Consider the following 17,630-nt stretch of genomic DNA (forward strand, 5'->3'; position numbering starts at 1 on the left):
CATGGGCACTTCATCGGAGGCGATCTCGGCCGAGCAGGCCGCGGCTGCCTCCGGCGACGGCGACGCCGCCCTCGTCGCTCGTGCACGCCACGGTGACCGTGGAGCCTTCGGCCGGCTCTACGACCGTCACGCCGCGACCACCTACCGTTACGCCCTCAGCATCGTCCGCGAGTCGAACGATGCCGAAGACGTCGTCCAGGACGTGTTCCTCACGACCTGGAGCCGCATCAAGGACGTCACCATCGTGGACGCCTCGGCCCTGCCGTGGCTGCTCACGACCGCGCGCTACACGTCCCTGAACCTCCTCCGCAGCAAGACGCGGGCGCGTAACCGCATCGTCGACGCCGACCCGTCGACGCACCCCGACCCCTCCGGCACGCCCGAGGACGAGGTGACCCGTCGCCTCCTGGTCGAGGCGATCGAGGAGGCGGTGGCCGAGCTCTCCGAGATCGACCGGGCGCTGTACTCGCTCTGCATCGAACAGGGCAGCAGCTATGCCGATGCCGCGCAGGCGCTCGGCGCCTCGCACGGAACGGTCCGCAACCGCCTCAGCCGGCTTCGTTCGTCGCTGCGCCGCACGCTCCGCCACGTCGAGACGGGCCGCCCGTCGACGCAGCCGGGCGACACCTCCGAGAAGGAGAGCCGATGAGCATCGATATCGGTCCCACCCCCGAGCAGTTGACCCGGATGCGCTCCGCCATCCTCTCCGACATCGCCGCCCGCAGCCGTGCCACACGCAAGCGCTTCGGGATCATCGGAGTCGTGTTGGTCGTCGCGCTCGGCACGAGCGCCGCGGCGATCGCGGTCGCACGGGCGAGCGTCGACCAGGCGAACACGAGCTTCGACTGCTACTCGGTCGCCGACCTCGGCGCCGATCACGGCACCACCGCCCTGGTCGACGACGATCGCGACGGATTCACCCTCCTCCCGCTCTCTGCGCGCGTCGCTGCGGCGCGTGCAGCGTGCGAGCGGAGCTGGAGCGCCGTCCCCGACGGCGCGCCTTCGGGCCTCGGACCGATCCAGGTCGAGAACCCGACCGTCTGCCTCCTGCCGGATGGCAGGCTCGGCGTCCTGCCCAATGCGCAGGACGTCGCCACCGATTCGTTCTGCGAGAGCCTCGGCGCGAGCGCTCCCGCAGAACCCTCCGACTGATCTGGCGAGGGTGAGCCGTCTGGGGAACGACGGCACACCCGCTTATGGGGAAAAGGGACGGCACCCGTCGCGTTTGGGCTCTGGGGAGAGTGACCCGCGACGGGTGCCGGACCACCGGCCTCGTGTATCAGCACGGATGAACAGCCGGGGGCTCGTCCAGCGTCCCACGGACGGGTGACGGAACCCAAGGTCTGACCGTAGCTTCCGCCGACGCCCCGCTCGTCCTCGTCGACGAGCACCGCCATCGACACGGGCGCGGCCTGGGGGAGTGAGAGGTCAGCCCAGGCGCGAGACGGGGGTGGCTTCGAGGTGGCGCAGGTCTCGCTGGAGGCGCTGCGAGCGCACGTAGCCGCTCAAGGCGTGCTCGCGAGCGGGCGGGACCTCGCTGCCGCCGAGCAGTGCCCGTGCCGTCGTGAGGCGGGCGCGGCGGATCTCGTCGAAGACGGTCGTGCCGTTCTTGGCGAAGGTGCGCTGGAGGGTGCGCTTGGGCACGCCCAGGCGTTCGCAGATCTCTTGCACCGAGAGGCGAGAATCGGCCGACATCGCGGCGATCAGTGCCAGCGCGCGGGTGTAGACGTCTTCGGCCGTGTCGCGCGGAAGCGAGGTGGCGAGCACCGCGCCGGCCAGTTGCTCGACCGCGGCGCGCACGAGGGGGAACGCGGCCGAGTCGGCGTCGAGCGGGGAGCTGAACGTGGCGTTGACGGTCGAAAGCAGGATGCCGCGACTGGCGGCGTCGGCGCCGGTCACGACCGCGCCGCCGTCGTCCGCCTCGAGGAGGCCGAGGAGCGGGCGCTCGAGGGCGATCTCGGTGCGTGCGCTCGGGGTGTCGGTGACGAGAGTGAAGGCGGAGTCGCCGCGCAGGAAGGCGATCTCGCCGGGCGACACCTGCACCTCGACCGCGGAGGGGTCGTCGGGCTGCACGGTGAGGGTGCCCTCGAGGGGGATGAGCAGCCGGATGCCGCCGCACCGCGCATCGCGGTGGAGTCGGGCGGGAGTGTGCCAGATACGGAGGACGTCGACCCCGTCGCTGCTGAGCGTGTCCGCGACGATGCGGAACGCCCCCGCGGGACGGGCGTCGAGCCCGCTCGTCGCCAGCCATGTGGCGGCGGCGGCGTCTCGGCGTGAGACGCCTCGGTCGACGATCGGGCGGCTGGAGTCGGCGATTCCCATCACGGTGAGGTCCTGTCTACGAGAGCGGCCTTCGGGTGCCGCGGTGTTTCTAGAGTGGCGGATCGCGCCCCAGGATGAGAAGTCTTCAGTCCGGATCCTCCGTCGATCAGCGCCAATCGGCCAGGATGCAGGGGCGCGATCGACGGGGTGAACCGCACGAGCGGCATGCGCCTGTCGACGCGGTGGGAGTCGATCCACACCTCGAGTCCCGCCTCGTCGTCGAAGGGGAGGCCGTCGGCGGTCGTGCCCCGCAGGGCCACCGAGTGGCGCAGCAACCGCGGCCTGCGCAGGCGGGCCGCGGTGTGGTGCGCGACGACGACGAATCCGGCTCCCGGCCCGACGCGTTCAGCGCGGCCGACGACCGTCACCGGCTCCTCGTCGTAGTCGAGCTCGGTCCCGCTGCCGTCCGTGAAGGACCCGCGGCACAGCACGAGGTCATGCAGCGGTCGACTCCCGGTGTTGTGGAACTGCATCCAGAACGTGATCACGGCGGCGTCGCGCACGAAGCGGCGGCCCGAGAGGAGCGGTGCCGCTGTGCCGTCGAGCACGAGGCGCGAGCGGAGGGCGACGGGCGTCCCGTGCGCTCTCATGCGGCAGCTGTCGGCTCGGCGGGGGCGACGGCCGAGTCGTGGGGCGCCGGCGGAGGTGTGCCCTGCTGGCGCTCGCGGTGACGCCCTGAGGCGGCGAGATGCAGGAGGCTCGTGGCCGCCACGGCCGTCGCGAGGGCAGCGGCCCAGCTGATGTCGCGCAGATCGAAGAGCAAGAGGAGCGACACCGCTCCCTGCCCCACGGTGATGCTCGCGGCGGCGCTGACGACGGCCAGTGCGAACAGGGCCGCCGAGGCCGCCACGGGAGCCGCCTCCGCGACGATGCCCCGCCCGGTCGGCCGTGCGAAGGTGCGGAGCGCATCGACGACGCCGAGCCCGCAGAGCGCCGCCGCGACGAGTGCGACGAGTGCGAGGGTCGGCCCGGAGACGAACAGTAAAAGGGCGCCCACCACGACGGCGAGGGCGCTCAGGAGTGTCCCGGGGTCGAGGCTCGGTCCTCCGCGTGCGCGGCGCTCTGCCCGCGCGGAGCGCCACGCGCAGCCTCCGCCGACGACGAGCGTGCAGCCGACGAGGAGGGGCAGGACGAGGGAGGCGGTGGGGAGGCTGGCAGGGGGCATGAGAGGACTCCTCCGAGGCGGTCGGCGCGCTGCGCATCTCGATGATCGGGGCTCTGCGGGGAGTGGCGGCAGCCGAGGCGCAAACGTCTCCGCGGGAGGCGCACGAACGCTGTCGCGAGACGACGGGCGCACCTCCCGGGACCATGTCTGGATCGTGCCAAGCCTCTGTTTATAACGCGCCAGACCGTCGTTGTGCCCCGTAGGAGGCGCACCTTGGACTGCACTTCAGCCCTTCCCTCGCGTCGATTCCCGTACGACGCCCAGCGCTCCCGACCCACTGCGCCGCACCACCTGTGAAAGCCGGACCTGCATGACCACGACCTCCGACAGCTGGAACCTCGCCGCGCGCGCGGCGGCTCCCGAACGCTTCAGCGCACTCCCGAGCGCGTCCCTCCGCTCGTCCGCCGCGAGCGGCAGAGCCGCCGCCCTCAGCGACCGGATCGACCGCTCCCTCCTCGCGCTCCACTCGCTGCCGGGCCTCGACGCCCGTGCCATCGCACGCTCCCTCGGAGTCTCGCTGGCCGCCGTCCGCGTCGCGCACTGGATGCACCGACGCTGCTCGATCCGATCCGCCCTCGCCCGCACTCGCGTCGACACGGCCCACCGCTACCTCCACGCGGAGGCGTCGAACCTGCCGCAGCCGCTCCTCATGAGTCGAGCGGCCGAGGTCGCCGGGTTCCCCTCGATCGACGCGATGGACCGTGCTTTCCTCCGCTACCGCCACCGCTCGAGCTACGACGTGATGCTCACCTCGCGCGCGGTGCGTCGCGGCGCCGCGTGACGCCTCCGCTCTCGTAGCCTCGGACGATGGGCGACGCGGAGGTGCGGAACGCGTACGCGGCACGCGCGGACGAGTACACGGCCCTGTTCGGCTCGGTCGACGCGGCCCGGTGCGACGATCGCTCGCTGATTGCGGCGTGGGCCGACGGGCTGCCGCCCAACGAGATGCGCGAGGTGCTGGCCGGGGTGGCCGGCCTCCTCCGGCCGAGCGGCACTCTCCTGATGGGCTTCTTCGAGGGTCCGCGGCAGGAGGTGTTCGCGCACGCTGTGACTCCCGCCTGGTTCCATCCGCTCGACGAGATGCGCTCGCTCGTCACGGCTGCGGGTCTCGACATCGTGCACGCCGCACGCCGCAGCGCTCCGGGCGTGCGCGATCACGGCGAGCTCCTCGCCGTGCGGCGCTGAGGCGCTCGGGCCTGCTACAACCGCTCGCCGCGCCATTCCGTCGGGATGTTCTCGCCGCGGGAGAACGCCTCCTCCTCGCGCTTGCGCAGATCGACGCGGCGGATCTTGCCCGAGATCGTCTTGGGCAGCTCCGCGAACTCGATGCGGCGAACGCGTTCGAACGACGAGAGCAGCTCGCGGGTGTGCGCGAAGATCGCGCCCGCGGTCTCGGAGGTCGGCTCCCAGCCGTCCGCAAGGGTGACGTAGGCCTTCACTACGCTGTGGCGCACGGCGTCCGGAGCCGGGACGACCGCCGACTCGGCGACCGCGGGGTGCTGGAGCAGGACGCTCTCGACCTCGAACGGCGAGATCGTGAAATCGGACGACTTGAAGATGTCGTCGGTGCGACCGACGAAGGTGATCGTGCCGTCGATGGCCCGCACCGCCACGTCTCCGGTGTGGAAGTAGCCGCCAGCCCGCGCGCGCTCGGTGCGCTCGTCATCGCCGTGGTAGCCCGACATGAGAGTCACCGGCTCGACGGAGAGGTCGAGGCAGATCTCGCCGGTCGAGGCCTGCTCGCCCGTGAGCGGATCGACGAGGGCGACGGCGACACCGGGGAGGGGGCGGCCCATCGCTCCAGGCACGATCGGGGCACCGGGCGGGTTCGCGATGATCGCGGTCGTCTCGGTCTGGCCGTAGCCGTCGCGGAGGGTGAGCCCCCACCCGCGTTCGACGGTCGCGATGACCTCGGGGTTGAGCGGCTCTCCGGCCGAGAGGATCTCGGCGAGTGCGCGCGGTTTGGCGCCGAGCTCTGACTGAATCAGCATCCGCCACACGGTCGGCGGCGCGCAGAAGGTGATGACCTCGGCCCGGTCGAGCTGCCTGCGCAGAGCGGTGGGGGAGAAGCGGCTGTAGTTGTAGACGAAGACGGTCGCCTCCGCGTTCCACGGGGCGAAGAAGCAGCTCCAAGCGTGCTTGCCCCAGCCGGGCGAGCTGATCGCCATGTGCACGTCGCCGGGGCGCACGCCGAGCCAGTACATCGTGGTGAGGTGCCCGACGGGGTACGACTTGTGCGTGTGCACGGCCATCTTGGGCGTGGAGGTGGTGCCCGAGGTGAAGTAGATCAGGCACGGGTCGGTCGGGCGCACCACCACGGAGGGACTGATGCCGGTCGCCTCGAGCGAGTCGTCGTAGTCGAGCCAGCCCGCGCGCGCGCCGCCGACGACGATGCGGCCGAAGTCGCCCTCCACCCCGTCGAACTTCCCGGTCTCGGAGGCATCCGCGATGACGTGTGCGACCTGGCCGCGCTCGAGGCGGCTGGCGAGATCGGCGGGAGAGAGGAGGGTCGTGGTGGGAAGGATGACCGCGCCGAGCTTCATGATCGCGAGCATCGCCTCCCAAAGCTCGAGCCGGTTGCCGAGCATGAGCATCACGTGGTCGCCCTGCTCGACGCCCACCGAGTGCAGCCAGGCGGCGACCTCGTCTGAGCGCCAGCGCATCCGGTCGAAGGAGTACTGCTGCTCGGAGCCGTCCTCCTCGACGATCCAGAGCGCGGTGCGCTCGTTGCCGATCGCGATGGCGTCGAACCAGTCGACCGCCCAGTTGAAGGCGTCGCCGACATCGGGCCAGGCGAAGGCGGCGGAGGCGGCAGCGGCGTCGGTGCGGTGCTGCAGCAGGACGTCGCGCGCGGCGCGGAAGCTCCCGGTGGGGTTCATGTGTCTCCGTAGCGGTCGGGCTCCCGCCGGCGCGGGACAACCTCGCCCATTCTCCTCTCGCCGCCCACCCTCCGCCTTTCTCGCGCGAGACTCGCTGATCGGGTCGGGGCCTGGCAGCCGCCGCAGAGTATGGCCCGCTGTCGACCCGTCTCGGGTAGACCGGAGGGACGCCGATGGACAGGAGGAGCCCGATGAAGACCGAGAGAAAGACGAGGTTCGGCGTGATCGGGCTGGTGTCTACGCTCGCGCTCAGCGGGTGCACCTGGTCGGCCGGTACGGCCCCGGAGGGGGCGACGCCGTCGATCGCGGGCTCGCCGACGTCGGCCGTGCAGCCGCTTGGCGCCGTGACGCTCCCCGAGGGAGCCTCCGCCGCTGTGCGGTGGACCGATCAGATCGGCGCGCCCTCGCCGCAGACCGTCTACCTCAGCGGAAACCCGTTGCACATCACGGTCTCGGTCGCATGCGACTCCGAGGACTCCGAGGTGAAAGTGGAGGTCGTGGGGGTCATGACGAGTGGGTCGTCGTGCAGTGCCAGCCCGCGCACGACCCGTAGCGGGACCGGCGGCGGGAACACGGGCACCATGCATGTCAGCGTCGATCAGGCGGCGGAGATCCGGATCACGACGGTTCCTGTTGACGCGCACTGGTCAGGCGCCGTGTCGACCGGAGGCTGAGTCGGCTCCTGCAGGAGGAGAGGGGCGGCGCGTCAGCCGAGAGGGACGCCGAGCGCGGACATGAAGGGCACGGGGTCGACCGCCTCGCCGTCGACGCGCATCTCGAAGTGCAGATGGCAGCCCGTCGAGGCTCCGGTCGACCCTCGCAGAGCGATGACCTCGCCGGCTGTCACGGTGTCGCCGACGCCGACCACCAGTGTGCTGTTGTGCGCATAGCCCGTCTCGATGCCGCCGCCGTTGTCGAGCAGGATCCAGTTGCCGTAGCTGCCCTGAGACGACGCCTCCTCGACCGTGCCGCCTGCCGCGGCGCGCACGGGAGTCCCGCAGGCGCCGGCGAGGTCGGTTCCCTTGTGGAACAGGTTGACGCCTGCCACCGGAGCGTCCGGACGAGGACCGTAGCCATCGCTGATCCGACCCGCGATCGGGAGGACCCACGTGCCGGAGGCGCCGGACGCGGCGGCCGTCGACTCGTCGGCTCCCACGGTGATCGCCGCGAGGGAGGCGGTGGGCACGAGGACCTCGGGCTTCGCCTCCGCAGCGAACGCGTCGCGCGTGACGCTCTGCTGCACCACGCCCGCCGCGACGAAGCTCTGGGGACGGGCGGAGGCGGCGCTCGCCGTGGCCCCGCCGACGGCCGGCTCGGCGGCGTTTCCGACCGCGAAGGCGGGCATCGTCGAGGTGACCGCCAGGCCGGCGACGAGGCTCATCGCGGCGGCGGCGGAGGCGCGAGGCCGCGACCGGCGGCGGCTCGCGCGTCGCTCAGCCTCCTGGCTCGCGCGCAGTGACCGTCGGGAGGGGAGGGCGTCGGTCGAGATCGGGGTTGCGGCGGGGTGTCCCGCGGGGTTCGGGAGGCGGTTGGTTCGGTGCATGCAGAAGGGGATTCCAGGTCGTCCGCCGGGCCGTGAGGGAAGGGGAGGCGGGGTGGTCTGTCGGGCTTACGCGCCGGGCCGGGGAGCCGGGCGACCCTCCAGAATAGGCGCGACCCTCCGCGGGGAGGCTGAGAGAGCGCTCACGAGGCGCGGCGTGTGCACCCGGCTCAGCGGTTCGCAGTGAAGACGAGCAGCGCGATGAGTCCCGCGACGGTCGCGGCGACCCCGGAGCCCAGGCGCCACCACATCCACTTGTCCCGCCGTGGACCGCGCATCGGACGCCGCTGCCCGGCCCGCCCAGAAAAGCCGTTGAAGTTCGGGATGAATGCCATGCACTCCAGAGTGCCGGGCGGCGGCCCGTGATGCACGCCTCGTGCGCGACTCCCAGGCCTTTACTCGCGTGAGCGGCTTCTCGCCACCCGGTGCCGCGCGGCGGTGCGGTGGGTACCGTGGAGGATCACGGGAAACCGAGCGGAGGAGCGGCGGATGGCTCAGGGCGATCAAGCACGAGGCACGGCGGCGCAGGGCAAGGCAGCGCAGAAGCGCGCCAAGAAGGCGCTGAAGAAGGCGGAAAAGTCGGTGCGGGCGGCGCACGAGGCGGTTCGTGACTCGAGCAAGAAACTGCGCAAGCGGGCGAGGAAGCTGGCGGAGCAGACCGAGAAGCTTCGTCGCACCCAGGAACGGGCAGCGCGCAAGGCCGCCGCGGCCGAGAGCGCGTCGTCGACGAAGCCGGTCCCGAGCCTGGATCTCCTGCCCCCGTTGCCGCACTCGACTCCCCGGCCGGAGGCGTCGCCCACCCGGCCCGAGCCCAGCACGCCCGCACCCACCGTGCTCGGGAGTGCCACCGATCCCTCTCGCACGCCCGATCTCACTCCTCCGCTTCCTCGCGCGGCAGCAGAATGAGCGGCGCCGCGAACGCCTATACCTGAAGAAACGCACAGGCTCGAGAACTCCGTCGCGTGTCGAGATGAATAGTCGGTGAATGCCTCCGCCGCCCGCGCCGCGAGAGGCCTTCGTGGAGCAGGATCTCCTTCGTGGATTCCTTCATCCTGCTCGCGCTCGTCGTCGTCACCGCTCTCGCCTTCGACTTCACCAACGGCTTCCATGACACGGCGAACGCGATGGCGACGTCCATCGCCACCGGTGCGCTGAAGCCCAAGGTCGCCGTCGCGCTCTCGGCGTCGCTCAATCTCGTCGGCGCGTTCCTCAGCATCGAGGTCGCGCTGACCGTGACCAATGCGGTCGTGAAGATCCAGGACAAGACCGGCGCCCCCGACCCTGCGCTGCTCGAGAACGGCGGATCGGCGCTCCTGCTGATCGTGCTCGCGGGCCTCATCGGCGGGATCGTCTGGAACCTGCTCACCTGGCTGCTCGGCCTCCCGTCGAGCTCCTCCCACGCGTTGTTCGGCGGTCTGATCGGATCCGCCCTCGCCGGGCTCGGCATCAACGGCGTCAACTGGGCCGGCGACGGCTCGAAGCTCGACGGTGTGGTCGGCAAGGTGATCCTCCCGGCCCTGATGTCGCCCGTCCTCGCGGGAGCGGTCGCCGCGATCGGGACCTGGTTGGTCTTCCGCGTGATCGGGAACCTCGCTGAGAAGAGCCTGCACCGCGGCTTCCGCATCGGCCAGATCGGCAGCGCCTCCCTCGTCTCGCTCGCACACGGGACGAACGACGCGCAGAAGACGATGGGCGTCATCACGCTCGCCCTCATCGCGGCCGGGGGCTGGAGCGACACCGGATCGGTGCCGTTCTGGGTCAAGCTCAGCTGCGCGCTGGCCATCTCGCTCGGTACCTACATCGGTGGCTGGCGCATCATCCGCACCGTCGGGAAGGGCCTCGTCGAGATCGACACCCCCCAGGGCATGGCGGCCGAGAGCGCCTCCGCCGCCGTGATCCTCGCGTCGAGCCACCTCGGCTTCGCTCTCTCGACCACGCACGTCGCGACGGGCTCGATCCTCGGCTCCGGAGTCGGCCGTCCAGGCGCGCAGGTGCGCTGGCGGGTCGCGCTGCGCATGGTGATCGCGTGGGTGATCACGCTGCCCGCCGCCGCCCTCGTCGGTGCCGTGATGTGGTGGGTCGGCCACCTGCTCGGAGGCGCCGGCGGCGGCCTGCTCATGGCCGCGATCCTCGTCGCGGTCTCCGCCGCCATCTACCTCCGATCGCGTCGCGACAGCATCGGGGCGCACAACGTCAACGACGAGTGGCAGGACGCGGCCCGTCCCGCGCCCCAGACCGTCGACGCCTGAGCGAAAGGACCGCCGCCGTGTTCTCCCTCTTCCTCACTGCCGCCGGCCAGGTGGCGCTCGTCGCCGTGCTGCTCGGGGTGGGCCTGCCCGTGCTCTTCGCGCTGGGCGTGCGCTCGTTCGCGGTCGCCGGAGGTGCGCGGCCCGGCTCGCCCGCGAGCGTCCCTGCGCCGCTGCTGCGCATCGTCGGCGTGCTGTGCTTCGCGCTCGTTGTCGCGGCCGTCGTCCTCGGACTGAGCATCATCATCGCGACCGGGCTCGGTCAAGCGGTGAGCTTCGAGCACGTGATCCCGACCTTCGTCCCCAAGGGCTGAGACATGGCCCCGTCCGATCCGATCGCGTCGCGCGAGGGGATCGTCGCCCGCGTCGTCGGCTGGCTGCGCGCCGGGTATCCGACCGGCGTTCCGGAGCAGGACTACGTGCCGTTGCTGGGCCTGCTGCGTCGCAATCTGACGCCGGACGAGTTGGAGCAGGTCGTCGCTCAGCTACTCGACGATGCCGTGACCGCCGATGCGGCGGTCTCGCCCGCACAGATGCGCGAGCGCATCGAGCAACGGCTTCTCGGGCCGGCGCTTCCGGAGGATCTGGTGCGGGTCTCGGCGCGTCTCGCGAGCGCCGGGTGGCCGTTGGCCGGCCCGGGGGCACTCGAGGAGCCGGATTCGCACGCGGGACTCGTGGCTCGCGTGGTGCGCTGGCTGCGCGCCGGGTATCCCGCGGGCCTGCCTGAGGCCGATTTTGTGCCGCTGCTCGCGCTGCTGCGGCGCAGGCTCAGCGACGAGGAGGTCGCGGAGGTGGCCGCGCGCCTCGCGGCCGACGGTGACGTCCCGGCGAGCCGCGTCGACGTGGGGACCGTGATCGCCGGTATCACCTCGGAGCTGCCCTCCGATGACGACATCGAGCGGGTCCGCCGCTCTCTCGTCGCCCTCGGCTGGCAGGACGCCTCCGCGGAGTGAGCGCGCGGAGACCCGCGCCCGACGAGCTCGGCGTCTCGGGGCTGGCGGCCCTGCCGCGAGCACGGCAGGCTGACAGTATGCCCGACGACGCGAAGCAGACCCTCCTCCGTTACCTGCAGGAGGGCCGCGACGCCCTCCTGCAGAAGCTCGACGGACTCGACGACTACGAGCTCCGTCGCCCGCTCGTGCCCACGGGCACGAATCTCCTCGGCCTCGTGAAGCATGTGGCCGGCACGGAGGCGGGCTACCTCGGTGCGGTCTTCGGCCGCCCGTTCCCCGAGCCGTTGCCGTGGATGGAGGCGAGCTCCGAGCCCAACTCGGACATGTGGGCGACGGCGGAGGAATCGCGCGAGGACGTGGTCGCGCTGTACCGCCGCGTCTGGGCCCATTCCGACGCGACCGTCGCCGCACTCGACCTCGATGCTCCCGGCGTCGTGCCGTGGTGGACGCGGCGCGACGTCACTGTGCATCGCATCCTCGTGCACCTGGTCGCCGAGACCCACCGCCACGCCGGACACGCCGACCTCGTGCGCGAGCTGATCGACGGGCGAGTGGGCCTGCGCTCGCCCGGCGACAACCTGCCTCCCGTGCCCGCCGAGTGGTGGCCGGGGTATGTGGCCCGTCTGGAGGCGGTGGCCCGCGCTGTTCGGGACCGGACCTGAGGCGGGAGTCAGGTCGCGAAGCCTCTCCCGTCCTGAGGGGTCAGTCAAGGGGTGGGAACCGCTGACCCGCACGTCCTACCGTCGAGTGGACACAATGTCCGCACCGGCGGGAGGGTGAGATGCAGAAGTTGTACTACGCGAGCGGCTACGTGCTCCTGGGCGACGAGGTATGTTCGGCGCTCGTCGAGTATGCGTCCGCGCTGGCGAACGTGGGGAAGTCGGACCTGGTCGTTGTCCCCTCCCTCTCGGATGAGGGGCTGCGCGGCGAGACTCGCTTCCTGATCGGTCCGGCCAGTCAGCTCTTCACGAGCCCGGCGCTCGACCGCGGAGTCGACCTCGACGACGTCGAGGCGATCGAGTCGATGCTCGAGAAGACGAGGCGCCTTCAGCCCGCGCGACCGACCATCCAACCCCGCGGCGAGGACGACGACACCGACTACCTCTGACTCCGTTACCTCGAGCGCCCACCTTCCAGGGTGGTGCTGGGGTGCTCGCCGAAGCGGTGGGCGTAGGAGGCGGAGAAGCGGCCCAGGTGGGCGAAGCCCCAGCGGCGCGCGGCCTCCGACACGCTGACGACGCCGGTCTCGCCCGCGGTCAGCTCGCGGTGGACGGCGTCGAGCCGGATGCGGCGGAGGTAGTCGACGGCGGTGAGGCCGAGCTCTCGGCGGAACTCGTTCTGCAGCGTGCGCAGCCCCATCCCTGCCGCTTCCGCGATGTCGTCGGTGCTCAGCGCGTGGTGCGCGTGGGCGTACATGTAGTCGATCGCCGCGCGGAGTCGCCCGCCGCGAGGCACCGTGAGGTCGACCGGGTCGCTCAGGGCGACGTGAGGGAAAGTCTCGAGCAGCGCGATGGCGATGGCGCGGTCTGCCTCGCGGCGTAGCAGCGGTGAGGTGTCGGCGTCGTAGAGGACGCGGGCGACGGTCGCGACAGTGGCTGACCAGCGACGCAGCGACTCGCCCTCGGGCCGTGCGGTCGTGTCGAAGAGGAGCGGGCCGGGCTCTGTCCCCTCCGCCTCCGCCGCGACCCCCTCGAGGAAAGAGCCGTCGAAGTGGATGAGGTTCTGCCGGTAGTCGTGGAACTCGAAGGCGCTCGGCCGGTTGTTGACGAAGATCGCGGGCTGTCCGCGCACGAGCGTCACCGGATCGCCGGTCAGATCGGTGGCGCCCTCGCCTGCCGTCAGCCACGAGACGACGTACTCGCCCTCCGTCTGGATGCTGCCCTGCACGGTTCCCGCGAACTGGCTCCCCCGGAGCGTGACGGCGCCGTCGCCCACGGAGGTGTAGCGGTAGGAGAAGTTCTCGCCGGGTTCGACGACGAAGCGCTGGCCGTTGTACGACTCCTCGAACAGAGCGCGAGCCTGCTCGATGTCGCGGCCGCCGACATCGGAGCGCATGACCTGATCGTTCTGCCCGTCCATTGCACTCAGAGTGCCATTCGCGGGCGCCGGAGACCAGCGCTTATCGCCCGGGCTCGCTCAGCGGAGAGACGATTCACGCGGAGAGGCGGGCGGGGGCTCCGGCCGCACGGGTCATGGCGACGACGGTCGGGGCATGAAAGCGGCTCAGGAGCGTGACCGTGTGGCGGGAGCCCGCCTCGACTGCGAGCGAGAAGGTCGCTCCCGAGACCGTCGCCTGCCACGAGCGCACGTCGCCGAGGTCGATACGGGCGGAGGAGGTGGGGCCGCGCAGGAGGAATCCGTCGTCGGTGACGCACAACGAACCGCTCACGCCGTCGACGGTGGAGGAGCACTCGAAGCTCGCGCCCTCCTCCGTCGCGCCCGCGAGGGTGAGGAAGTCGAGGTCGAGGAGAGTCGGATCGCCGTCCTCCGAGGGGAGGAGCGACCGCGGGGGAGCCATGGCGGGTCGGCGGGACGCCCGGCTCAGGCGGCCGTGGTCAGCCCGGAGGACTGGGACTGCTGGGCCGGCTCGGGCGTGAGCCGCAGGCCCCGCCCGCTGTTCGCCTCCTCCATCAGCGCGCGCACCCACTCGGAGTTCACCGCGGGCATGCGACTGCCGTGGAACGAGAACTGCAGCGGGATGGTCGGGTGCAGCCAGAGGGTGTGCCGGCCGGTCCCGTGCGCCGGCGAGGCGTCGAGCTGGAACGCGAACGCCTCGTTGCGCCGGAACTTGTTGATCATCACGATCTGGAGGTGCGCGAGCGCGCGGTCGTCGATCTCGTGAGATGTGGGGGGAGTGCCGTAGAGGAGAGCGCCCATGATGGTGTGCCGCCGTTCTGTAGGGATGCCGCGGTGTCGGTCGCGGTGAGTGAGGTGAGCCCGAGCCGCGAGACGCGGGGCGAGTGGGGGCGAAGGGATTCGGCCTGCTCCGAGCGCCGGTGTCTCTGGCCGGCGCTGCGGGCCGCGACATCGAGCGCTCGGGTCGTCCGTCCGCAGGTGACAGTGAAACTACGCCCCCCGCGTTCGGGGTGCACGCCGGGTATCCACAATACGAAACGGCGCGGGTGGACTCTCGGATGATGCCCGGCGCGCGCTGGCGGCGGCGCCCGCTGACCTCGTCGTCGCCTTCACCTCCGCCCACTGTCCAGAAGTCGTCGCATTCGGGCGCGAATGCGACGACTTCTGGGCCTTCGGTGTGGGCGTCAGATTTCGGTGTGACCCAGCTCGGGGCCGGCCAGGAGGCGGATCTCGGGCTCGGCGAACGCCTCCAGTTCGAGCACCACGACACGATTGCGGCCCGCGTGCGTCACGGGCGCCGGCACGATCAGCGTCCTCTGCGGCCCGCGTCGCCAGTAGCGCCCGAGGAGGAAGCCGTTGACCCAGACGAGGCCCTTGCCCCAGTGCAGGGTGTCGAGGAACAGATCGGCCGGTGCGTCGAGCTCCACGACTCCGGAGGCGAGGCCCGGCCCCGCCGCGAATCCGCTCGCGCTCGGCCCTGCCAGCTCGGGGAGGCACTCCACGGCGAGTGGCCGCGCCGTCCACCCCGTGAGCTCCGCGCCGTCGAGGTGGACGCCTCCGATGAGCCCCTTGTGCTCGCCGATGCGCGTGCCGTAGTTCACCCGGCCCTGGTTCTCGACCAGGATCGCCAGCTCGCCCCGGCCGCTCGGGAGGGTCAGCGCCCGCTCGTGATGATCGCGGGCGAGCACGCCAACGGGCGCCCCGTCGAGCAGCACCGTGGCGCGGTCGCGCACCTCCTCGCCGACGACGAGACGGGCCGGAGCGGCGCCTCCGTCGAGGGTGGTCGTGAAGAGCACGAAGCCGTCGTCGTGCCCGAGATCGTCGAAGCTCGCCATCGCGTCGAGACGCACGGCCTCGCCGAACGCGGAGTCGAGGCCCAGGAGCGCCGGGCCGGCGAGGAGCGGCGCGGCGAGGGCTGGCGCGGGCGCGCGCACGGCAGGTACTTCGGCGGGGACCGGTGCGTAGCGCGCGATCACCTCGCGGAACGCCCAGAACTTCGCCGTCGGGTCGCCGCTCTCGTCGATCGGCGCGTCGTAGTCGTAGCTCGTCGTGATGGCCGCGTAACGGCCCTTGTCGTTGGCGCCGCTGGTGAGGCCGAAGTTGGTGCCTCCGTGGACCATGTAGATGTTGACCGAGCCGCCCACCGCGAGCACGGCGTCGAGCTCGCGAGCCGACGCCTCCGCATCGGTCGTGTGGTGCTGGGTGCCCCAATCGTCGAACCAGCCGCACCAGAACTCCATGCACATCAGCGGTCCCGTGGGCTGGAACTCGCGCAGCGTCGCGAGGCGCTCGGCGGCGCGCGAACCGAACGAGCCGGTCAGGTGCAGTCCAGGGAGGCTGCCGTCGGCGAGCATCTGCGGCGTCGGCTGGTCGATGGTCGTCAGTGGCACCGAGATGCCGCACTCGCGTGTCACGCGGACCAGCTCGGCCAGGTACTCCTTGTCGGACCCGTACGCGCCGTACTCGTTCTCGATCTGCACGAGAACCACCGGGCCGCCGGAGTCGATCTGCCGGGGGGCGACGACCGCGTACACGCGACGGAGGTAGTCGGTCACGGCCGCGAGGTAGTGCGACTCCGAGCGGCGCACTCCCACCTCGGGGTCGCGGAAGAGCCAGGCCGGCAGCGCGCCGTTGTCCCATTCCGCGCAGATGTAGGGGCCGGGCCGCACGATCGCGTGCATGCCCTCGGCGGCGATCAGGTCGAGGAAGCGCCCCAGGTCGAGTCCTGCGTCCTCGCGCCATTCACCCTGGCGCGGCTCGTGGGCGTTCCAGGCGACGTAGGTCTCGATGGTGTTCAAGCCCATCAGGCGCGCCTTGTGGATCCGGTCGGCCCACAGGTCGGGGTGGATCCTGAAGTAGTGCAGCGCTCCCGACAGGATGCGGTGCGGGCGGCCGTCGAGCTCGAAGTCGACGGCCCCGATGGCGAAGCGACTCTCGGGAACGGTGGTCATCTGGATCCCCCTCAGGATCGGTGAGGTGCGGCGAACGAAGCGGGGCCGGCCGGAGATCCGGCCGACCCCGCTGTCAGGGAGTGAGTACTACTCGGAGACCTTGAAGCCCTGCGAGTTGCCGTACTGCACCAGCTTGCTCTGCCAGTCGGCGAGACCCTTGTCGAGGTCCGTGCCGTTGGCGTAGGACTGGCCGACGGTGTCACCGAATACGCTGTTCGCGTACACCTGGAAGGGCAGGTACGACCAGCCGGTACGGACGTCCTTCGACGCCTGGGTGAGCACCTCGTTGATCTTCTGGCCACCGAAGTAGGCCGACTCCATGCCCGTGAAGGCGGGGTCGCTCAGCTCGGCGCTCGTCGACGGGAAGCCGCCGCTCTTGAGGAAGACGTCGATCGACGAGGAGTCGCTGTTCAGCCAGCGGAGGAACGCGGCGGCGAGCGCCGGGTTCTGGCTCTGCTTGGTGACGGACTGGCCGCCTCCACCGTTCTCGGCGCTGACGGCGGTGCCGTCGTAGGTGGGGATGGGCGCGACGGCCCAGTCACCGGAGGCACCGGGGACGCTGGACTCGAGCACGCCGGGCATCCAGGCGCCGGTCACGAGCGAGGCGATCGAGCCGTCGGCCAGACCCTTGTACCACTCGTCGCCCCAGGCGGGGGTGCTCGAGAGCAGCTTCTTCTCGATGAGCTGGTTCCAGACACCGGTCCACTTCTTGGAGCCGGCGTCGGCGAGGTTGACGGTGACGTTGGTGCCGTCGGTGGTGAACGGCTTGCCGCCCGCCTGCCAGATCATGCTGGTCGCGAAGCCCGCGTCGCCGGTGTCGGCGGTGATGTACTTCGACGGGTCGGCGGTGTGCAGCTTCTCGGCTGCGGCGACGTACTCGTCCCACGTCGTGGGGACCGAGATGCCGTACTGGTCGAAGACCTTCTTGTTGTAGAACAGCGCCATGGGGCCGGAGTCCTGCGGAAGGCCGACGAGCTTGCCACCGATGTTCACGCTGCCCCATGTGGAGGCGGAGTACTTGTCCTGCAGGTCGCCCATCCCGTACTGCGAGAGGTCGAGCAGCGAGTCCGACAGGGCGAACTGCGGCATGGCGTAGTACTCGATCTGCACGACGTCAGGGGCGCCGGAGCCGGCCTTGACCGCATTCTCGAGCTTCGTGTACTCGTCCTTGTTGGTGCCGGCGTTGACGAGGTCGACCTGGACCTTGGGGTAGGCCTTCTCGAATGCGGCGACCTGAGCCTCGGCGCTGGGGGTCCAGCTCCAGTAGGTGATCTTTCCGCCGGCCTGGAGGGCGGCGTCGAGGTCGGCGGAGGTGCCGCCGCTCGTGGCGCCGCCACCCGAGGTGGACGAGCAGGCCGCGAGGGATCCTGCGGCCAGCGCCACGGCGGCGGCGACCGTCAGGGTCCGCCTGAGGGCGGAACGGGCGATCTTCATAGTGGTGTTTCCCTTCACTTCTTCGTGCTGCGGGTGCTGCGGATGGTGCGGGGCAGGACGCTCC

Annotated in this window: 22 protein-coding genes; 11 read left to right on the forward strand and 11 right to left on the reverse strand. The window is 71.0% G+C overall.

Translation table 11 applies throughout. From position 1 onward, the window contains the following. The first annotated feature begins 1 nt into the window (after position 1). A complete protein-coding gene (locus ITJ45_RS01215; protein ID WP_194607030.1) occupies positions 2 to 649 on the forward strand; it encodes an RNA polymerase sigma factor in 648 nt (215 codons plus the stop codon). Beyond that, positions 646 to 1,152 carry a hypothetical protein gene (locus ITJ45_RS01220; protein WP_194607031.1) on the forward strand — a complete coding sequence of 169 codons (507 nt, stop codon included), beginning with the start codon at positions 646 to 648 and terminating at the stop codon, positions 1,150 to 1,152. The genes ITJ45_RS01215 and ITJ45_RS01220 overlap by 4 nt, the downstream gene beginning before the upstream one ends. A gap of 276 nt (positions 1,153 to 1,428) precedes the next feature. Here the strand turns inward: ITJ45_RS01220 and ITJ45_RS01225 are convergent, their stop codons facing one another. From ITJ45_RS01225 to ITJ45_RS01235, 3 genes are read right to left on the reverse strand one after another with little or no spacing between them, the layout of a single operon-like run. Continuing rightward, positions 1,429 to 2,322 carry a helix-turn-helix domain-containing protein gene (locus ITJ45_RS01225; protein ID WP_228493464.1) on the reverse strand — a complete coding sequence of 298 codons (894 nt, stop codon included), beginning with the start codon at positions 2,320 to 2,322 and terminating at the stop codon, positions 1,429 to 1,431. Beyond that, positions 2,322 to 2,912, reverse strand: coding sequence for a hypothetical protein (locus ITJ45_RS01230; RefSeq protein ID WP_194607033.1), 591 nt, complete (start codon positions 2,910 to 2,912; stop codon positions 2,322 to 2,324). The genes ITJ45_RS01225 and ITJ45_RS01230 overlap by 1 nt, the downstream gene beginning before the upstream one ends. After that, positions 2,909 to 3,487 carry a hypothetical protein gene (locus ITJ45_RS01235; protein ID WP_194607034.1) on the reverse strand — a complete coding sequence of 193 codons (579 nt, stop codon included), beginning with the start codon at positions 3,485 to 3,487 and terminating at the stop codon, positions 2,909 to 2,911. The genes ITJ45_RS01230 and ITJ45_RS01235 overlap by 4 nt, the downstream gene beginning before the upstream one ends. 310 nt (positions 3,488 to 3,797) lie before the next feature. Between ITJ45_RS01235 and ITJ45_RS01240 the strand changes: the two genes are divergently transcribed. Both ITJ45_RS01240 and ITJ45_RS01245 read left to right on the forward strand, forming a co-directional pair. Beyond that, the gene (locus tag ITJ45_RS01240) at positions 3,798 to 4,268 is read left to right on the forward strand and encodes a hypothetical protein (RefSeq protein WP_194607035.1); all 471 of its coding nucleotides are present in this window, start codon (positions 3,798 to 3,800) and stop codon (positions 4,266 to 4,268) included. Positions 4,269 to 4,294: 26 nt separating this feature from the next. Then, positions 4,295 to 4,672 carry a hypothetical protein gene (locus ITJ45_RS01245; protein ID WP_194607036.1) on the forward strand — a complete coding sequence of 126 codons (378 nt, stop codon included), beginning with the start codon at positions 4,295 to 4,297 and terminating at the stop codon, positions 4,670 to 4,672. Positions 4,673 to 4,686: 14 nt separating this feature from the next. Here ITJ45_RS01245 and ITJ45_RS01250 read toward each other — a convergent pair whose 3' ends face one another. Next, positions 4,687 to 6,366: an AMP-binding protein gene (locus tag ITJ45_RS01250; RefSeq protein ID WP_194607037.1), complete on the reverse strand. Its 1,680-nt coding sequence runs from the start codon at positions 6,364 to 6,366 to the stop codon at positions 4,687 to 4,689. 191 nt (positions 6,367 to 6,557) lie between these two features. On the opposite strand from ITJ45_RS01250, the gene ITJ45_RS01255 reads away from it, so the two are divergent. Beyond that, entirely contained in the window at positions 6,558 to 7,040 is a 483-nt protein-coding gene (locus ITJ45_RS01255; RefSeq protein WP_194607038.1) for a hypothetical protein, read from the forward strand. Between the two features lie 32 nt (positions 7,041 to 7,072). On the opposite strand, the gene ITJ45_RS01260 is transcribed toward ITJ45_RS01255, so the two are convergent. Continuing rightward, complete coding sequence (locus ITJ45_RS01260; protein ID WP_194607039.1) at positions 7,073 to 7,909, reverse strand: M23 family metallopeptidase; 837 nt, start codon at positions 7,907 to 7,909, stop codon at positions 7,073 to 7,075. 167 nt (positions 7,910 to 8,076) lie between these two features. Next, positions 8,077 to 8,241 carry a hypothetical protein gene (locus tag ITJ45_RS01265; RefSeq protein WP_194607040.1) on the reverse strand — a complete coding sequence of 55 codons (165 nt, stop codon included), beginning with the start codon at positions 8,239 to 8,241 and terminating at the stop codon, positions 8,077 to 8,079. A gap of 154 nt (positions 8,242 to 8,395) precedes the next feature. Here ITJ45_RS01265 and ITJ45_RS01270 point away from each other — a divergent pair, with 154 nt between their 5' ends. From ITJ45_RS01270 to ITJ45_RS01295, 6 genes are all read left to right on the forward strand, one after another. Continuing rightward, positions 8,396 to 8,812, forward strand: coding sequence for a hypothetical protein (locus tag ITJ45_RS01270; protein WP_194607041.1), 417 nt, complete (start codon positions 8,396 to 8,398; stop codon positions 8,810 to 8,812). A 131-nt stretch (positions 8,813 to 8,943) separates the two neighbouring features. Then, on the forward strand, positions 8,944 to 10,155 hold the full coding sequence (locus ITJ45_RS01275; RefSeq protein WP_194607042.1) for an inorganic phosphate transporter: 1,212 nt from the start codon (positions 8,944 to 8,946) through the stop codon (positions 10,153 to 10,155). Between the two features lie 17 nt (positions 10,156 to 10,172). Then, complete coding sequence (locus ITJ45_RS01280) at positions 10,173 to 10,466, forward strand: hypothetical protein (protein WP_194607043.1); 294 nt, start codon at positions 10,173 to 10,175, stop codon at positions 10,464 to 10,466. Positions 10,467 to 10,469: 3 nt separating this feature from the next. Then, complete coding sequence (locus ITJ45_RS01285) at positions 10,470 to 11,105, forward strand: DUF3349 domain-containing protein (protein ID WP_194607044.1); 636 nt, start codon at positions 10,470 to 10,472, stop codon at positions 11,103 to 11,105. Next, positions 11,102 to 11,767, forward strand: coding sequence for a DinB family protein (locus ITJ45_RS01290; RefSeq protein WP_416365254.1), 666 nt, complete (start codon positions 11,102 to 11,104; stop codon positions 11,765 to 11,767). The genes ITJ45_RS01285 and ITJ45_RS01290 overlap by 4 nt, the downstream gene beginning before the upstream one ends. Before the next feature lie 119 nt (positions 11,768 to 11,886). Then, positions 11,887 to 12,213, forward strand: a complete 327-nt coding sequence (locus ITJ45_RS01295; RefSeq protein ID WP_194607045.1) for a hypothetical protein — start codon at positions 11,887 to 11,889, stop codon at positions 12,211 to 12,213. A gap of 5 nt (positions 12,214 to 12,218) precedes the next feature. Here ITJ45_RS01295 and ITJ45_RS01300 read toward each other — a convergent pair whose 3' ends face one another. The 5 genes from ITJ45_RS01300 to ITJ45_RS01320 form a co-directional block, all read right to left on the reverse strand. Beyond that, positions 12,219 to 13,184, reverse strand: a complete 966-nt coding sequence (locus tag ITJ45_RS01300) for an AraC family transcriptional regulator (RefSeq protein ID WP_194607046.1) — start codon at positions 13,182 to 13,184, stop codon at positions 12,219 to 12,221. 73 nt (positions 13,185 to 13,257) lie between these two features. Then, a complete protein-coding gene (locus ITJ45_RS01305; RefSeq protein ID WP_194607047.1) occupies positions 13,258 to 13,623 on the reverse strand; it encodes a hypothetical protein in 366 nt (121 codons plus the stop codon). 23 nt (positions 13,624 to 13,646) lie between these two features. Further along, positions 13,647 to 13,982, reverse strand: coding sequence for an ATP-dependent DNA ligase (locus tag ITJ45_RS01310; protein WP_194607048.1), 336 nt, complete (start codon positions 13,980 to 13,982; stop codon positions 13,647 to 13,649). 383 nt (positions 13,983 to 14,365) lie between these two features. Continuing rightward, on the reverse strand, positions 14,366 to 16,132 hold the full coding sequence (locus ITJ45_RS01315; RefSeq protein WP_194607049.1) for a glycoside hydrolase family 35 protein: 1,767 nt from the start codon (positions 16,130 to 16,132) through the stop codon (positions 14,366 to 14,368). 87 nt (positions 16,133 to 16,219) lie between these two features. Continuing rightward, the gene (locus tag ITJ45_RS01320; RefSeq protein WP_194607050.1) at positions 16,220 to 17,566 is read right to left on the reverse strand and encodes an ABC transporter substrate-binding protein; all 1,347 of its coding nucleotides are present in this window, start codon (positions 17,564 to 17,566) and stop codon (positions 16,220 to 16,222) included. Positions 17,567 to 17,630 lie beyond the last annotated feature (64 nt).

It is taken from the genome of Rathayibacter sp. VKM Ac-2879, from assembly GCF_015351245.1.
Taxonomy (GTDB): Bacteria; Actinomycetota; Actinomycetes; order Actinomycetales; family Microbacteriaceae; genus Rathayibacter.

Excerpts from the sequence above, each read along its gene's own strand:
- ITJ45_RS01250 (WP_194607037.1), bottom strand. The coding sequence starts at position 6,366 with ATGAACCCCACCGGGAGCTTCCGCGCCGCGCGCGACGTCCTGCTGCAG.
- ITJ45_RS01255 (WP_194607038.1), top strand. The coding sequence starts at position 6,558 with ATGAAGACCGAGAGAAAGACGAGGTTCGGCGTGATCGGGCTGGTGTCT.
- ITJ45_RS01310 (WP_194607048.1), bottom strand. The coding sequence starts at position 13,982 with ATGGGCGCTCTCCTCTACGGCACTCCCCCCACATCTCACGAGATCGAC.
- ITJ45_RS01225 (WP_228493464.1), bottom strand. The coding sequence starts at position 2,322 with ATGGGAATCGCCGACTCCAGCCGCCCGATCGTCGACCGAGGCGTCTCA.
- ITJ45_RS01285 (WP_194607044.1), top strand. The coding sequence starts at position 10,470 with ATGGCCCCGTCCGATCCGATCGCGTCGCGCGAGGGGATCGTCGCCCGC.
- ITJ45_RS01320 (WP_194607050.1), bottom strand. The coding sequence starts at position 17,566 with ATGAAGATCGCCCGTTCCGCCCTCAGGCGGACCCTGACGGTCGCCGCC.
- ITJ45_RS01315 (WP_194607049.1), bottom strand. The coding sequence starts at position 16,132 with ATGACCACCGTTCCCGAGAGTCGCTTCGCCATCGGGGCCGTCGACTTC.
- ITJ45_RS01270 (WP_194607041.1), top strand. The coding sequence starts at position 8,396 with ATGGCTCAGGGCGATCAAGCACGAGGCACGGCGGCGCAGGGCAAGGCA.
- ITJ45_RS01240 (WP_194607035.1), top strand. The coding sequence starts at position 3,798 with ATGACCACGACCTCCGACAGCTGGAACCTCGCCGCGCGCGCGGCGGCT.
- ITJ45_RS01245 (WP_194607036.1), top strand. The coding sequence starts at position 4,295 with ATGGGCGACGCGGAGGTGCGGAACGCGTACGCGGCACGCGCGGACGAG.
- ITJ45_RS01235 (WP_194607034.1), bottom strand. The coding sequence starts at position 3,487 with ATGCCCCCTGCCAGCCTCCCCACCGCCTCCCTCGTCCTGCCCCTCCTC.
- ITJ45_RS01215 (WP_194607030.1), top strand. The coding sequence starts at position 2 with ATGGGCACTTCATCGGAGGCGATCTCGGCCGAGCAGGCCGCGGCTGCC.
- ITJ45_RS01260 (WP_194607039.1), bottom strand. The coding sequence starts at position 7,909 with ATGCACCGAACCAACCGCCTCCCGAACCCCGCGGGACACCCCGCCGCA.
- ITJ45_RS01305 (WP_194607047.1), bottom strand. The coding sequence starts at position 13,623 with ATGGCTCCCCCGCGGTCGCTCCTCCCCTCGGAGGACGGCGATCCGACT.
- ITJ45_RS01230 (WP_194607033.1), bottom strand. The coding sequence starts at position 2,912 with ATGAGAGCGCACGGGACGCCCGTCGCCCTCCGCTCGCGCCTCGTGCTC.
- ITJ45_RS01300 (WP_194607046.1), bottom strand. The coding sequence starts at position 13,184 with ATGGACGGGCAGAACGATCAGGTCATGCGCTCCGATGTCGGCGGCCGC.
- ITJ45_RS01220 (WP_194607031.1), top strand. The coding sequence starts at position 646 with ATGAGCATCGATATCGGTCCCACCCCCGAGCAGTTGACCCGGATGCGC.
- ITJ45_RS01295 (WP_194607045.1), top strand. The coding sequence starts at position 11,887 with ATGCAGAAGTTGTACTACGCGAGCGGCTACGTGCTCCTGGGCGACGAG.
- ITJ45_RS01265 (WP_194607040.1), bottom strand. The coding sequence starts at position 8,241 with ATGGCATTCATCCCGAACTTCAACGGCTTTTCTGGGCGGGCCGGGCAG.